Origin of the sequence: Pseudonocardia sp. HH130629-09 (genome assembly GCF_001294645.1) — a bacterium.
In the GTDB taxonomy this organism is placed as follows: domain Bacteria; phylum Actinomycetota; class Actinomycetes; order Mycobacteriales; family Pseudonocardiaceae; genus Pseudonocardia.
In genome coordinates, this window is record NZ_CP011868.1 from 5,535,571 (window position 1) to 5,548,567 (window position 12,997).

At 75.9% G+C, this 12,997-nt stretch carries 18 protein-coding genes; 8 read left to right on the plus strand and 10 right to left on the minus strand.

Annotation, left to right across the window (positions count from 1 at the left end; translation table 11 throughout):
- The first annotated feature begins 31 nt into the window (after positions 1–31).
- The 3 genes from XF36_RS25855 (at position 32) to XF36_RS25865 (ending at position 1,841) form a co-directional block, all read left to right on the plus strand.
- A complete protein-coding gene (locus XF36_RS25855; protein WP_060713973.1) occupies positions 32–664 on the plus strand; it encodes a class I SAM-dependent DNA methyltransferase in 633 nt (210 codons plus the stop codon).
- Between the two features lie 14 nt (positions 665–678).
- Positions 679–1,062, plus strand: coding sequence for a hypothetical protein (locus XF36_RS25860; protein WP_060713974.1), 384 nt, complete (start codon positions 679–681; stop codon positions 1,060–1,062).
- 389 nt (positions 1,063–1,451) lie between these two features.
- Positions 1,452–1,841 carry a transglycosylase family protein gene (locus tag XF36_RS25865; RefSeq protein ID WP_060713975.1) on the plus strand — a complete coding sequence of 130 codons (390 nt, stop codon included), beginning with the start codon at positions 1,452–1,454 and terminating at the stop codon, positions 1,839–1,841.
- Between the two features lie 59 nt (positions 1,842–1,900).
- Here XF36_RS25865 and XF36_RS25870 read toward each other — a convergent pair whose 3' ends face one another.
- The 4 genes from XF36_RS25870 to XF36_RS32775 form a co-directional block, all read right to left on the minus strand.
- A complete protein-coding gene (locus XF36_RS25870) occupies positions 1,901–2,911 on the minus strand; it encodes a TIGR03617 family F420-dependent LLM class oxidoreductase (RefSeq protein WP_060713976.1) in 1,011 nt (336 codons plus the stop codon).
- Between the two features lies 1 nt (position 2,912).
- Complete coding sequence (locus tag XF36_RS34605; RefSeq protein ID WP_414706209.1) at positions 2,913–3,248, minus strand: alpha/beta hydrolase; 336 nt, start codon at positions 3,246–3,248, stop codon at positions 2,913–2,915.
- The gene (locus XF36_RS34930) at positions 3,155–3,799 is read right to left on the minus strand and encodes an alpha/beta hydrolase (protein WP_238589022.1); all 645 of its coding nucleotides are present in this window, start codon (positions 3,797–3,799) and stop codon (positions 3,155–3,157) included. The genes XF36_RS34605 and XF36_RS34930 overlap by 94 nt, the downstream gene beginning before the upstream one ends.
- A gap of 65 nt (positions 3,800–3,864) precedes the next feature.
- Complete coding sequence (locus tag XF36_RS32775; protein ID WP_168169576.1) at positions 3,865–4,011, minus strand: hypothetical protein; 147 nt, start codon at positions 4,009–4,011, stop codon at positions 3,865–3,867.
- 104 nt (positions 4,012–4,115) lie between these two features.
- Between XF36_RS32775 and XF36_RS25880 the strand changes: the two genes are divergently transcribed.
- Complete coding sequence (locus XF36_RS25880; RefSeq protein ID WP_082375657.1) at positions 4,116–4,823, plus strand: alpha/beta fold hydrolase; 708 nt, start codon at positions 4,116–4,118, stop codon at positions 4,821–4,823.
- Between the two features lie 66 nt (positions 4,824–4,889).
- Here the strand turns inward: XF36_RS25880 and XF36_RS25885 are convergent, their stop codons facing one another.
- The 3 genes from XF36_RS25885 to XF36_RS25895 all read right to left on the minus strand — a co-directional run bounded on the left by XF36_RS25885 (position 4,890) and on the right by XF36_RS25895 (position 8,793).
- Positions 4,890–5,807, minus strand: a complete 918-nt coding sequence (locus tag XF36_RS25885; RefSeq protein WP_060714980.1) for an alpha/beta hydrolase — start codon at positions 5,805–5,807, stop codon at positions 4,890–4,892.
- A gap of 108 nt (positions 5,808–5,915) precedes the next feature.
- The gene (locus tag XF36_RS25890) at positions 5,916–8,078 is read right to left on the minus strand and encodes a chorismate-binding protein (RefSeq protein WP_060713977.1); all 2,163 of its coding nucleotides are present in this window, start codon (positions 8,076–8,078) and stop codon (positions 5,916–5,918) included.
- A 58-nt stretch (positions 8,079–8,136) separates the two neighbouring features.
- Entirely contained in the window at positions 8,137–8,793 is a 657-nt protein-coding gene (locus XF36_RS25895; RefSeq protein WP_060713978.1) for a nuclease-related domain-containing protein, read from the minus strand.
- 73 nt (positions 8,794–8,866) lie between these two features.
- On the opposite strand from XF36_RS25895, the gene XF36_RS25900 reads away from it, so the two are divergent.
- A complete protein-coding gene (locus XF36_RS25900; RefSeq protein ID WP_060713979.1) occupies positions 8,867–9,367 on the plus strand; it encodes a DUF1992 domain-containing protein in 501 nt (166 codons plus the stop codon).
- A gap of 96 nt (positions 9,368–9,463) precedes the next feature.
- Here the strand turns inward: XF36_RS25900 and XF36_RS35355 are convergent, their stop codons facing one another.
- The 3 genes from XF36_RS35355 to XF36_RS25915 form a co-directional block, all read right to left on the minus strand.
- Complete coding sequence (locus tag XF36_RS35355) at positions 9,464–9,949, minus strand: SRPBCC family protein (RefSeq protein WP_060713980.1); 486 nt, start codon at positions 9,947–9,949, stop codon at positions 9,464–9,466.
- Entirely contained in the window at positions 9,942–10,265 is a 324-nt protein-coding gene (locus XF36_RS35360; RefSeq protein WP_082375659.1) for an ArsR/SmtB family transcription factor, read from the minus strand. The genes XF36_RS35355 and XF36_RS35360 overlap by 8 nt, the downstream gene beginning before the upstream one ends.
- A 106-nt stretch (positions 10,266–10,371) precedes the next feature.
- Positions 10,372–10,905: a DUF1707 SHOCT-like domain-containing protein gene (locus XF36_RS25915; RefSeq protein WP_082375921.1), complete on the minus strand. Its 534-nt coding sequence runs from the start codon at positions 10,903–10,905 to the stop codon at positions 10,372–10,374.
- A gap of 168 nt (positions 10,906–11,073) precedes the next feature.
- Between XF36_RS25915 and XF36_RS25920 the strand changes: the two genes are divergently transcribed.
- The 3 genes from XF36_RS25920 to XF36_RS25930 are packed head-to-tail and all read left to right on the plus strand — an operon-like array spanning position 11,074 to position 12,997.
- Positions 11,074–12,069 carry a sensor histidine kinase gene (locus XF36_RS25920; RefSeq protein ID WP_145981513.1) on the plus strand — a complete coding sequence of 332 codons (996 nt, stop codon included), beginning with the start codon at positions 11,074–11,076 and terminating at the stop codon, positions 12,067–12,069.
- Positions 12,030–12,332: an ATP-binding protein gene (locus XF36_RS25925; protein WP_060713983.1), complete on the plus strand. Its 303-nt coding sequence runs from the start codon at positions 12,030–12,032 to the stop codon at positions 12,330–12,332. The genes XF36_RS25920 and XF36_RS25925 overlap by 40 nt, the downstream gene beginning before the upstream one ends.
- A complete protein-coding gene (locus XF36_RS25930; RefSeq protein ID WP_060713984.1) occupies positions 12,329–12,997 on the plus strand; it encodes a response regulator transcription factor in 669 nt (222 codons plus the stop codon). Before XF36_RS25925 ends, XF36_RS25930 begins: the two co-directional genes overlap by 4 nt.

Sequence of the window (12,997 nt, forward strand, 5' to 3'; positions counted from 1 at the left end):
CAGCCCACGGGCCGTCCACCATGATCGGGCGATGGCCACGAGCACCGGGGGCGACCCCCATCTGGAACGCGCCTACTCGCTGAGCGGCCCGGCCGACGCCCGGGCGCTCTACGACGAGTGGGCCCCCACCTACGACGCCGACCTCTCCGGCGAGGCCCAGGGCTACGTCGCGCCCGCGGTCACCGCGGACGCCGTCGTCGCGGCCGCGGGCCCCGGCGGCGAGATCCTCGACGCCGGCTGCGGCACCGGGCTCGTCGGCGTCGCCCTGCGCGAGCGCGGTGCGACCACCGTCGACGGGATCGACCTGTCGCCCGGGATGCTGGAGCGGGCCCGCGCCACCGGGGCGTACCGGGACCTGCGCGAGGCCGACATGACCGCCGCGCTGGCACTGTCCGACGACTCCTACGACGTCGTCGTCTGCGTCGGGACGCTCACCCACGCCCACGTCGGGCCCTCGGCGCTCGCCGAGTTCACCCGGGTCGTGCGGCCGGGCGGGTACCTGGTCGCGACCGTCCTCGACGACGTCTGGGAGTCCGGAGGCTACCGTGCCGAGGTCGACCGGCTCGCCGCCGCCGACGTCTTCGAGGCCGTCTCGATCGAGGTCGCGCCCTACCGGTCCGGGCAGCAGGTCGACTGCCGCCTCCTGGTACTGCGGGTGCGGTAGGCGAGGATGGCCCCATGAGCGACGACCGCGGCCTGGTGACCGGACGCCGGATCCTGACCGTGCTGCTGGTGCTCTCGGCGGCCGTGCACGTCCGGCTCGCGTTCGGCGCCACCGGGCCGGTCCTGGCCGGGCTCGACGGGCTCGTCGCCGCGGCCGCCGTCGTGTCGCTGCTCCTGCTGCTGCGCCGGACCGACGGTCCGGCGCTGCTCGCCTGTGCCGTCGCCGGCGGGCTCGGTGTAGCGCTGTTCCTCGTGCCCGGGCTCCTCGCCGCCGCGCAGGGGGCGAACTGGACCGCCTGGCTCGACGCGTGGTCGTTCGGCGGCCTGCTGCTCGACGCGATGGTCGTGCGGATCGCGGTGTTCACCCTGCGCCGGGCCGAGGGGGCGCCGCGCCGCTGACGCCGGTGGAACATCTCCGGATCGAAAGTATCGGTGCGCTCCCTGTCGGTTCCGTGATCGTGGAAATGTCCCCCTGAGCTGCGACGAGGTATCCGGCCGTTATCTTCGTGTGATACGTCACCGGCCGTCCGCTTGACCTGATCTCGGCCGGTCGGCGACCTTCGTGGTCGCTCCGGTCCACTGGGCCGGGCTGCACCGAAGCGCCGGAACCGCCCACGCCACCACGGCCCCGTCCCGCGGTCCCCGGCCAGTCGACCTGTACGGACCGAGACGGGGCCGCGGGCCGCGAGTCCCTCGCGACGACACCGGCACAGCGCTCCCCGCGCGACCGGCCCGCCCGGAAAGCCGTGGGTCCGGACCTCAGGTGATCAACAATGAGCAGTACTCGCATGTCCATCCGTGGGCGTTTCGTCGGAACTCTCGTCGCCGGTGTCCTGGCGTTCGGCGCTCCGCTCGCCCTCGCCGGGCCCGCGACGGCCGCCCCCGAGACCTCGGCTCAGGTCGCTCCCGCGGCGGTCGTGGCGCCGACGCAGTCCGTCTCCACCTCGACGTGGGACAAGCTCGCCGAGTGCGAGTCCAGCGGGAACTGGAACACCAACACCGGCAACGGCTTCTCCGGCGGCCTGCAGTTCACGCAGTCCACCTGGAAGTCCTTCGGTGGGTCGGGCAAGGCGCACAACGCCAGCAAGTCCGAGCAGATCCGCGTCGCCGAGAACGTCCTGGAGGCCCAGGGCTGGAAGGCGTGGCCGGCCTGCTCCAAGAAGCTGGGCCTGCGGTAGTACGCATGACAACCGGCGGCCGGTGACCCGAGTGGGTCACCGGCCGCCGTCGTGCGTGCTCAGGCCGCGCGCAGCCGGGTGACGACGTCGAGCACCAGGGCGGGGTCGGCGTCGTAGGGGGTGTAGAGCGACACCCGGTCGACGAGGTCCCGGTAGCGGTCCGCGATCCCGGAGGCGACCGTGGCCGGGTCCCCGGCGACGGCGAACAGGCCCAGCAGGTCGTCGTCGACGAGGCCGGCCATCTCGTCCCAGGCCTGCTGCCGCGACAGTCCGTTGAGCTCGTCGGCGAGCGCCCCGCGACCGTGGTGCTCCAGCACCGGGCGGTACGGCGGGGTGGAGGCGTAGAAGGCGATCTGACGGCGCACCCCGGCCTCGGCCACGGCCCTGGCGTCGGCATCGGCGCCCAGGACGGTGAAGACCGGCAGGCAGACGTCGAAGCCGGTGAGGTCGTCCCGGCCCCGCCCGCGGCGCAGCGCGGGCAGCGTCACCTCCGCCAGGTACGACGGCGAGGTCAGCGAGTGCGCCAGCAGACCGTCGGTGACCCGACCCGCGACCTCGGTCATCCGCTCGCCCACCGCGGCCAGCATCACCGGCGGCATCCCGTGCGGGTTCGGCCCGGGCGAGAAGAACTCGGTCATCAGGGTGTGGGAGTAGAACTCGCCGCGGTGGTGCAGCCGGTCCCCGGTGGCCCAGGCGTGGAAGATCGCCCGCAGCGCGGAGACGAAGTCCTCCATCCGGGCGGCGGGCCGGCTCCACGGCATCCCGAACCGGCGCTCGATGTGCGGGCGGACCTGCGAGCCCAGCCCGAGATCGAACCGGCCGCCGGAGAGCAGCTGCACGTCGTTGGCCTGGTAGGCCAGCGTCATCGGAGTGCGGGCGAAGGCCACCGCGATCGCGGACTGTAGCCGGATCCGGCTGGTGGCCCGGGCGGCCAGCGCCAGCGACACGAACGCGTCGTGCGCGGTCTCGGGGACCGACAGGGCGTCGTAGCCCGCGGCCTCCGCGGCGACCGCGGCCGCCTCGGTCTCGAGCGGGGAGGCGGAGAAACCGCCGGTGGTGTCGACGCGCACCTCAGGCGTCCCGCTTCCCGGGGACGACGCGGTCGAGCCAGGACAGCAGGTCCGCGACGACCTCGTCGCGGTTGGTCTCGTTGAACACCTCGTGCCGGGCGCCCGGCCACACCTTCAGCGTGACGTCGTGCAGCCCGGCCTCGGCGTAGCGCTCGACCAACGGCCGCACCAGGGCCAGCCCGGCGTTGACCGGGTCCTCGTCCCCGACGACGACGTAGACCGGCAACCCGCCAGGGATCCGCTTCAGGGTGGCGACGTCGCCGAGCGGCCGGCCAGCAGCGAACATCGCCTGCGTGCCGGGCAGGTCGATGCCGAAGCCGCAGCGGGCGTCGGCCACGTAGGCGTCGACCTGCGCGGGGTCGCGACTGAGCCACTCGAAGCCGGTGCGCTGCTCGAACGGCGCGTTGAACGACGACAGATCCAGCGGCGCGGACAGGTCCAGCCCTGCTCCATGAGGTCGAGCAGCGCGGTGCCGGACAGCACCACCGCGTCCGGCGGGGTCCCGTCCGCGACGAGGAACTGCTGCACGGCGAACGAGCCCATGCTGTGGCCGAGCAGCACCAGCGGGGCGCCGGGGTGCTCGGTGCGGGCGTGCGCGGACAACAGCCCGATGTCGGTGACGAGCTGGGCCCAGCCGTCGTCGCCGAGGACGCCGAGGTTCTCGGGCCCGCCCGCGGTGGCGCCGTGGCCGCGGTGGTCCTGGGCGTAGACGGCGAAGCCGCGGGCGGTCAGCGCCTCGGCCAGGGGGAGGTAGCGCAGGGCGTGCTCACCCATGCCGTGGGTGATCTGGACGATCCCGCGCACCGGCTCGCCCGCCTCGCCGGGGAGCCAGCGGTAGGCGGTGACGGCGGTGCCGTCGCGGCCGGAGAAGGTGAACGTGTCGGACATGCGTGGGCTCCGCAAGTGGTGAGGGGTCGATCTCGGTCGGATCGTGCGTCACGGGGCCGAGGGGGTCAATGCCCGCCGCCGGGTTCGACCTCGGCGAGGTCGGCGACCATCGTCGCGAGGACGCGCAGGGTGGCGTCGACGTCGGCGGCCGGGAGGCGCTCGGCGACCGCCCGCAGCCGGGCGTGCTCGCGCCCGACGACGTCGTCGATCACCGCACGGCCGGCCGCGGTCGCGGCGACGAGCTTGGATCTGCGGTCCGCACCCCGACGGGCGGCCGCCGCTGGTCCTGCTGCACGGCGGAGCGCTCGACGGCCGCATGTGGGCCCGGCAGGTCGAAGCGCTGTCGGCCCGGCACCGGGTCGTCGTCCCGGACGCGCGCGGGCACGGCGCCTCGTCGGACCCGGGACCCGACGGATACCGCCCGCACGACGACGTCGCCGCGCTGCTGGACCACCTCGGTACCGGTCCGGTGGTGCTGGTGGGGCTCTCGATGGGCGCGCGGACCGCCTTCGACACCGCGCTGGAGCGGCCCGACCTCGTCGACCGGGTCGTGCTCAGCGGCGCCGGTGCCGGTGCGCCCACCTGGACCGGCCCCTGGACGCTCGACAGGCTGGCCCGCTGGGAGCGGGCCCGCCTGGACCTCGACGCCGAGCGCTGGATCTCGGTCTTCCTGGAGTTCGTGCCCGGACCGCACCGGACGGCGGCCGACGTCGACCCGGAGGTGCTCGCCGAGGTCCGGCTGATGGCCGTCGACATGCTCGCCCACCACCTGCCCACGGACCCGGCCGCGCCGCCGCCGATCGGCTTCCTCGACGACGCCCTGGACCGGGCCCCGGCCCTGGCGGTGCCGCTGCTCGGCGTCGTCGGCGAGCTGGACTCCGACGACCACCTGCGGATCGTCACCGACACCGTCGAACGGGTCCCCGACGGGCGGCTCGTGACGGTGCCGGGCACCGCCCACTACCCGAACGTGGAGCGCCCTGCGGAGTTCGCCCAGGTGCTGGGCGAGTTCCTCCGCCGGTAGGGGCCGCCTGGTCCCACGGAACCGGTCCGCGAGCCGGTCGCGCTGCTGCCGGACCTGGCCGGGTGGTCAGCCGCCGAGCGCGCCACGCAGCCAGGCGACCGAGCGCGCCGTGAAGTCGTCGGCGATCGCGATGCCCTTGCCCCAGCCGTCGAAGCCGTGCGGGGCGCCGGGGACGACGTCGAGCTCGACCGGCACCCCGGCCTCGCGCAGCCGCCGCGCGTAGGTGACGTCCTCGTCGTGGAACAGGTCGACATCGCCGACGCCGATCCAGGTGGGCGGCAGCCCGGACAGGTCGGTGCGACGGGCGGGCACCGCGTACGGGGCGGGCTCGCCGGTCCCGGGTGGGCGCCCCAGGTATGCGTGCCAGCCGACCTCGTTGTTGCGGTTGTTCCACACCCGGTGCGGGGGCCGGTCGAGCTCGCGGCGGGCGGCGGTGCGATCGTCGAGCATCGGGTAGGCCAGCCACTGCGCGACCGGCTGCGGGCCGCCCTCGTCGTGCAGGCGCTGGACCAGCGCGGCGGCCAGGCAGCCCCCGGCGCTCGCCCCGCCGACGGCGATCCGCGCCGGGTCGATCGCCAGCCGGTCGGCGGCGTCGTGCAGCCAGGTCCAGCCGGCGTGGCAGTCGTCGAGCGCGGCCGGGAACGGGTCACCGGGGGCGAGCCGGTAGTCCACCGAGACGACGACGATCCCCAGCTCCGCGGCGAGCTCGCCGCACCGCTCGTCGTCGATCATGGGGGAGCCCAGCACGAGGCCGCCGCCGTGGAACCACAGCAGCGCCGCGGGCGTCGTGCGGTGGTCGGGGACGTGCACGCGCAGCAGCGGCGGGCCCGGATGCGTGGTCGACCGGACCCCGTCGACGGCGGCGGGCCTGCCGCGCCGGGACAGTCGCTGCAGCAGGCGCAGGAACCGGGGGCGGTGCAGCGGGAGCGGCGGGACCCAGCGCAGGGGGCGGCGCAGCTCGGTGGCGATCCGGTCGGTGCTCACGACCCGATCCTGCCGGTGCGGGCCGGTCCCGCACACCTCGTGGTGACCTCGCACGGTCCGCGGGGCTGCGAGGTGTCCGGAACGCGTGCGAGGTCGGGCGAGGCGGTGTCAGCCCGACAGGCCCTCCGCGAGGCGGCGGGTCAGCGGGTCCGGGACGGTCCAGGCGGCGACGGTGCGGCCGCCGTCGTCGACCCGGCGCACCCACTGCACCCCGCGCAGCGCGTTGACCAGCAGGAACCCGTCGGCCTCGGCGAGCGCGGCCAGGGGCAGCGGGGCGATGCGCACGGCGTCGGGGCCCACTAGGTCGAGCAACGCGCTTCGGCCGGTGCCCGGGAGGATGCGACCGTCGAGCGGGGGGACCCACAGCCGGCCGCGGTGCACGGCGGCGACGGCGGACCGCGTCGTCTCCAGCACCAGCCCCGTCGGGTCGCACAGCAGCGGCGTGTCGTCCCCGCCCGCCGTCGTGGCCTCGTGGGCGTCGAGCCACCGCCGGTCGGCGAACTTGTGGGACTCGCCGTCGGCGCTGCGCCGGACGACGGCGACCACACCGCCCTGCGCGTCGAGCGGGACCGGTCCGGGCCAGGGGACCGCGCGCACCGTGAGCCGTGACGGGTCGTCCGGCGCCGCCTCGACCCGGACCCGGTGGTGCCCGGTAGCCCCCGCGACGGCCGCGGCGACCTCGGCCTCGATCCGCGCGTCGAGGGGGCGGCCGGTGACCGCGAGGTAGGAGCGACGCAGCCGGGCGGCGTGCTCGCCGACCCGGTGGGCCCGGCCGTCGACGCAGGCCAGGGTCTCGAACAGGCCCGCGGCCCGGTCGGCGGGCCGTCCGACGTGCGGCCGGACCGGCCGTGGCGGGCCGTCGAGCGCGGCCAGGACCGGGGCCGCCTTGGTCAGGACCTCGCCGAACTCCTCCGCCGGGTCGGAGTCGACGGTGATGCCCCCGCCGACCCCGAGCCGGCCGGTGCGGCTTCCGTCGGGCCCGGAGGGGCCGAGGTCGAGGGTGCGGATCGCGACGTTCAGCTCCAGCCCGGCCAGCGGGCTCACCCCGCCGACGGCACCGGTGAACAGCCCGCGGTTGCCGTCCTCGCATTCGGCGATCACCTCGCAGGCCCGGATCTTCGGCGCCCCGGTGACCGAACCCGGCGGGAACGTGGCGGTGAGCAGGTCGGCGTCGGTGACGTCCTCGCGCAGGGTCGCGTGCACCCGCGACACCAGGTGCCACACCCCCGGGTGCGGTTCGACGGCGAGCAGCCGCCCTGGCCGCACCCCGCCGGGCCGCGCCACCCGGGCGAGGTCGTTGCGCATCAGGTCGACGATCATGACGTTCTCCGCCGCGTCCTTCACCGAGGCGCCGAGCCGGGCGCGTTCGGTGTCGTCGGCGTCGCCGCCGGTGCGCGGCCGGGTGCCCTTGATCGGTGCGGTGGTGACCCGGTCGCCGGCACGGCGCAGGAACAGCTCCGGGCTCGCGCCCACCGCCGCCCGCTCCGGCGTCACGACGAGCGCGGCGCGGGCGGGCGCGACCGGCTCGACGAGCCGGGCCCACGCCTCGTGCGGGTCGCCGTCGAGCCGGACCTCCAGCCGGGTCGCGATGTTGGCCTGGAAGATCTCGCCGCGCCGGATCTCGGTGACGCACCGCTCGACCGCGGCCAGGTGCGCGTCCCGGTCGGGCCACCGGGTGACCGCGATCCGGGCCGTCCGGTCCGGCGCCGGTCGGGCGAGGTCGGCGCACAGCCGCGCGTACCGGCGCTCGGCCGAGCAGGTGTCGGGGTGCACCGCGCGCGGGTGGTCGGGCAGGCCCGGCAGCGGGGCGCCGCAGGCGACCAGCGCCTCGAACCACCAGTGCTCGCCGTCGTGGCGCAGGACGTCGCGGTACCAGGACAGTGCCGCCGTCGGTCGCACGCCGGGCGGGGCGTGGTCCAGCAGCCCGAACCAGCCGCCCCCCACAGCCGTGTCGATCCCCGTGTCGATCCCTGCGTCGGTCCCGGTGCCGGTTCCGGTGTCCGCCCCCGCGTCCCGGGGCGCGCCCGGGGTCGCCTGCGGACTCGCGGACCGCGGCGGCGCGTCGAGCACGGCGAACGGGTCGGCCCCGGCCGGCGCGGTGAGCACCGGGTCGGTGGCGACGAGCGCCCCCCAGGACCAGCTCCCGCCGAAGGCGACCAGCCGCGGCCGGTGGGCGAGCCGGCGCACCGCCGCCGCCACCCCGGACGGCGCGACGTCAGCCGGGATCGGGACACGGTGCAGCCCGGTCCGGGCCGGCGCGGTCGAGGTCACCGGGAGAGCATGCTGATCCGCCCCCGCGCGGGGAAGGCGCCGTGACCCGGCGCACGCCTCACCCCCAGCTCTCCGGGCGCCGTGCCACGGCGTGGATCCGGTCCACCTCCCACGGGTCGAGGACCGGTGTCAGCCCGCGCAGGGCGCGCACCAGCGCGCCCTCGGTGGCGACCACGACGTCGTCGGGCCAGCGGCGCACCCGGATCGGCGCCCCGACCAGCGCGATCACCGGGCGGACCGGCGTCGAGGCGGCGGCAGGCCCGAGACGGGGGAGCAGCAGCTCACGGACCCGCTGCGCCTCGACCCGGGCCCGCGGGACGGCGTCCGTGGCCGTCCCGGCGACGACCAGCCGCTCGCCGTCGAGCAGCAGGGAGCGGCCGCGGTGGTGGCGGGTGTCGATGACGCAGATGCCGGGCGGCCCGATCAGGACGTGGTCGAGATCGGCGGCGCCGCCGTCGAGCGGGACCGAGTGCAGGACCCGCCACGCCGCGGGCCTGCCGAGCAGCCGGTCCCGTCGGGTCCGCCCGGTCAGCGCGGTCAGCAGGTGCGCGGTGCGCTGCTCCCCGTCGGCCCCGAGGCGCCAGTTGCGGTCGGGGAACCCCGCGCTCCGCTGCTGCGCCGCGACGTGTCCGGCCCGCCGGCCGGGGTAGTGGCGCGCCAGGTCGAGCGCACGGGAACGATCGGTGGTGGGTGTCGTCGAGGAGGTCGTCGTCATGGCCGGGAGTGTGCACCCGAGCACCGACAGGAATCGGGGCCCGCCGGTATCGTCGCGGTGGGGTGGTGCAGCCATGAACGGTGTGGACCCGAGGTTCGAGTCGCCGGTCGACCAGGCGATCCGGGAGGCCGTCGAGCGGGGCGACTTCGACGACCTGCCCGGCAAGGGCAAGCCGTTGCCCGGCGCGGGACGGATCGGCCCGGTCGACGAGAACTGGTGGATCCGCGGCTACCTGGAGCGGGAGGGTGTCCCGGGTGACGCGCTGCTCCCGCCGTCGCTCCAGCTGCGCAAGGAGCTGGACCGGATCGACGAGACCGTCACCCGCTTCGTCGACGAGCGCCGCGTGCGCGAGCACGTCGAGGAGGTCAACTCCCGGGTCGTCGACCACATGCGCCACCCGACGGGCCCGCGCGTCCCGATCCGCAGGCTCGACGCCGACGAGGTCGTCGCGCGGTGGCACGCGGCCCGGGAACGCCGCCGCGCCGCCGCCCGGCCCGCCACGGTGGGGCCCGGCACCGGGTCGGAGCCCGGAAGACGGTCCCGCGGCTGGTGGGCCCGCCTGTTCGGCCGCTGAGACCGGCGATCACGGCGCCCGTCGGCCACCGGGACCGGGCCGCCGCCGGGCCCGGTCGGCGGTCCGGACCGACGGTGAGCAGGTCCGGGCGTGGCCTCACCGGGCAGGCGCCGCCGGTGTCCGTGGTGCGAAGTGACCGGGGGAGGCCAGCGGACGGCCGGTCTCCAGCAGCGTCTTGAGCGCGGACAGGATCGCGGGCCAGCCCTCGCCGACGTCGCGGGCGTCCCGTGCGCCCTGCTCGTCGTCGGTGAAACCGGTGTGGACGACCTGCAGCTTCACCGCCTCGTCGCCGAACGGGGAGAGCGCGAACTCGACGACGGTCGGCGGCCGCCCCGCGTCCCGTTCGGCGCGGCCGGTGAAGGTGTAGGACAGCCGGTGCGGCGGCTCGACGGCGAGGATCTCGCCGATGAAGTCGTCGTGGTCGGGGTGGACCGCCTCCAGCGGGCTCCCGACGCGCCAGTCCGAGGTCAGCTCCGCGCCGCCCCAGTACTGCATGGTGAACTCCGGTGTGGTCAGCGCCCGGAACACCTGCTCGGCGGTGCTGCGGATGTAGGTCGTGTAGACGTAGCGACGCTCACTCATCGTTCTCCTCCAGCGCCGCGCGCAGGGCGGTGACCGCCTGCACCCGGCTGCGCTCGAACTTCCCGATCCACCGATCGTGGATCTCCTGGATGGGGACCGGGTCGAGGTGGTGGATCTTCTCCCGGCCGCGCCGCAGGGTCGTCACCAGTCCGGCGGCCTCCAGCTGCGCGAGGTGCTTGGACACGGCCTGCCGGCTCATGTCCAACCCCTCGCACAGCGCGCCGAGCGTCGACTCACCCTGCTCGTGCAACCGGTCGAGGATGCGCCGTCGCGTCGGGTCCGCGAGTGCGCGGAAGACGGCGTCCAGGTCGGCCACGCGACCAATTATGCAACTATTCGGTTGCCTGTCAACCGTCGCCGGTCCAGGCGACCGCAAGCAGTACGTGCACCGTCCGCCCGCCCGGCCTGCTCGGCGACGGCGGTCACCGCAGTTCCTCGGGCAGCTCCTCGTCCGGTGAGACCTCCCGCTCGGCCCGCCGGGAGTGCACGAACAGGATCAGTCCCAGCCAGAACGCCGGCCCGATCGGCGCGAACAGCGGCGCCGGCCCGAGCCCCGCGCCCAGGACCAGCAGGAGCAGCACGACGACGGTCACCCCGGCGTGGATGCGCAGGTTGCGCCGTGCGCGGGGGGTGAGCGGACCACGCCGGGGGTGCCGCGGCCGCGGCGGGCGGGGCAGCCCGGCGAGCAGCGGGACGAGCTCGTCGCGGGTGCGGGCTGCGTAGGCGGCGGCCTGCCGCTCGTCGGACTCGGCGAGGGTCAGCCGCCCCTCGGCGGCGGCGGTCCGCAGCCGGGCGGTGACGTGCTCGCGCTCGGAGTCGGAGGCGAGCACGGCGTCCGACCGGAGCGGAGTCGCCGGGCCCTGCGTGGCCGGTGTTGTCGCGGCCAGTAGGGGCGTGGCCGGTGCCGGGGTGGTGTCCGGTCCGGGTGCGGGACGGGTGTCCGGAGTCGCTGTCATGACGGCCAGCGTCGCGGTGCCGGGGGGTCGCGCGCGTCCGCCCGCGGTCGCCGATCCCGCTGCCGCCACCGGGGGAGGAACGCCCGTCCGCGTACTCCCTCGGGTGTACGGCACCGGTCATCGTCCGGACGACGCCCGCTGTCGGTGCACCGGTCTACGGTGTCCCGCGTGCCCGCCGACCGACGTCCGATGTGGGGTCCGATCGCGCGGGTCCTCGTCCCTGCCCTGGTCGTCGGCCTGTTCACTGCGGGCGGGACGGCGTTCACCGTCGCCCGCAGCGCGCGGTACCCGGACCCGGGCACGACGGCGCTCCCGCTCGACGTGCTCGCCGTCGTGCTTCTCGCGGCGGGGCCGGTCGCGCTGCTGTTCCGGCACCTGAACCGGGTCGTGGCGCTCGCGGTGTGCGCGGCCGCGGTCGTCGTCTACCTGGGTCTGGGGTACCCGCTGATGGGGCCGCTGGGGTTCGCGTTCGCCGTGGCGCTGGTGTCCGCGGTCGCCGCGGGGCACCACCATCGGGCCCTCGCGGTGGTGGTCGTCGCGGCGGCGGTGCTGGCCGGGTGGCTGCTCGTGACCGGGCGGCCGATCCCGTGGCCGGCGACCGCCCCGGTGCTGGCCTGGCTGGCGGCGCTCGTCGCGGCCGGTGCCCTGTGGCGGGTGCGGCGCGAGCACACGGCGCAGGCCCGGCGGGCCGCCGAGGCCGAGCGTCGGCGCAGCGCCGACGCCGAGCGGCTGCGCATCGCCCAGGAGCTGCACGACGTGCTGGGGCACCACGTCTCCCTGATCAACGTGCAGGCCGGGGTCGCGCTCTACCTGATGGACGACGATCCGGAGCAGGCCCGCACTGCGCTCACCGAGATCAAGCGGGCCAGCCGCGACCTGCTGCGCGAGATGCGTTCCACCCTCGGGGTGCTGCGTGGGGTCGACGAGCAGGCCCCGCGTGCGCCCACCCCCGGTCTGGACCGGCTCGACGCGCTGCTCGACGAGGTGCGCGCCGCGGGGCTGCCGGTGCGGCGCGCCACCGAGGGGACCCCGCGGCCGTTGCCAACGGGGGTCGACCTGGCCGCGTACCGGATCGTGCAGGAGTCGCTGACCAACACGCGTCGGCACGCGGGGCGGGCACCGCGGTGGTCACGCTGCGGTTCGGCGACGACGCGCTGGACCTGACCGTCGACGACGACGGTGCCGGCCCCGCCCCCGGCGCGGTGGACGGCACGGGGCTGACCGGCATGCGCGAGCGTGCGCGTTCGGTCGGCGGGACGTTGGCGGCGGGGCCGGGCCCGGAGCAGGGGTTCCGGGTGCACGCCCACCTGCCCGCACCCCCGCCCGATCCGGCCGCCAGCGGCCCCGCCGCCGATTCCGCCCCGGCCGACCTCCTCGCGCGGGGCCGCGTCCCCGACCACCCCACGACCCCGGGAGCCGACAGGTGATCCGTGTCCTGCTCGCCGACGACCAGGCGCTCGTCCGCTCCGGGTTCCGCGCGCTGCTCGGCTCCCAGCCCGATCTGGACGTGGTCGCCGAGGCCGCCGACGGCGCGCAGGCCGTCGCCGCGGTCCGCGACCACCACCCGGACGTCGTGCTCATGGACATCCGGATGCCCGGCACCGACGGCATCACCGCGACGCGGGAGATCACCGGCGACCCGGACCTCGCCGGTACCCGGGTCGTCGTCCTGACCACGTTCACCGACGACTCCTACGTCTTCGACGCGATCCGCGGCGGCGCCAGCGGCTTCCTGGTCAAGGACTCCGAACCGGCCGACCTCATCCACGCCATCCGGGTCGTCCACAGCGGGGAGGCCCTGCTCGCCCCGGCGGTCACCCGCACCCTGATCGCCGAGTTCGCGGCGCGCTCGCGGGGCGGCCCCGACGGCGCCGTCCGGCTCGACGAGCTCACCGACCGCGAGCGGGAGGTCCTCGCCGAGGTCGCGGCCGGGCTGTCCAACGACGAGATCGCCGCCCGCCTGCACATGAGTCCGACGACGGCGAAGACCCACGTCAGCCGCACGATGACCAAGCTGGGGGCACGGGACCGCGCGCAGCTGGTCGTCCTGGCCTATGAGTCGGGCCTGGTCCGCCCCGGCTGGCGCGGCTGA

Excerpts from the sequence above, each read along its gene's own strand:
- XF36_RS25855 (WP_060713973.1), top strand. The coding sequence starts at position 32 with ATGGCCACGAGCACCGGGGGCGACCCCCATCTGGAACGCGCCTACTCG.
- XF36_RS25860 (WP_060713974.1), top strand. The coding sequence starts at position 679 with ATGAGCGACGACCGCGGCCTGGTGACCGGACGCCGGATCCTGACCGTG.
- XF36_RS25865 (WP_060713975.1), top strand. The coding sequence starts at position 1,452 with ATGTCCATCCGTGGGCGTTTCGTCGGAACTCTCGTCGCCGGTGTCCTG.
- XF36_RS34930 (WP_238589022.1), bottom strand. The coding sequence starts at position 3,799 with ATGTCCGACACGTTCACCTTCTCCGGCCGCGACGGCACCGCCGTCACC.
- XF36_RS25880 (WP_082375657.1), top strand. The coding sequence starts at position 4,116 with ATGTGGGCCCGGCAGGTCGAAGCGCTGTCGGCCCGGCACCGGGTCGTC.
- XF36_RS25895 (WP_060713978.1), bottom strand. The coding sequence starts at position 8,793 with ATGACGACGACCTCCTCGACGACACCCACCACCGATCGTTCCCGTGCG.
- XF36_RS25900 (WP_060713979.1), top strand. The coding sequence starts at position 8,867 with ATGAACGGTGTGGACCCGAGGTTCGAGTCGCCGGTCGACCAGGCGATC.
- XF36_RS35355 (WP_060713980.1), bottom strand. The coding sequence starts at position 9,949 with ATGAGTGAGCGTCGCTACGTCTACACGACCTACATCCGCAGCACCGCC.
- XF36_RS25915 (WP_082375921.1), bottom strand. The coding sequence starts at position 10,905 with ATGACAGCGACTCCGGACACCCGTCCCGCACCCGGACCGGACACCACC.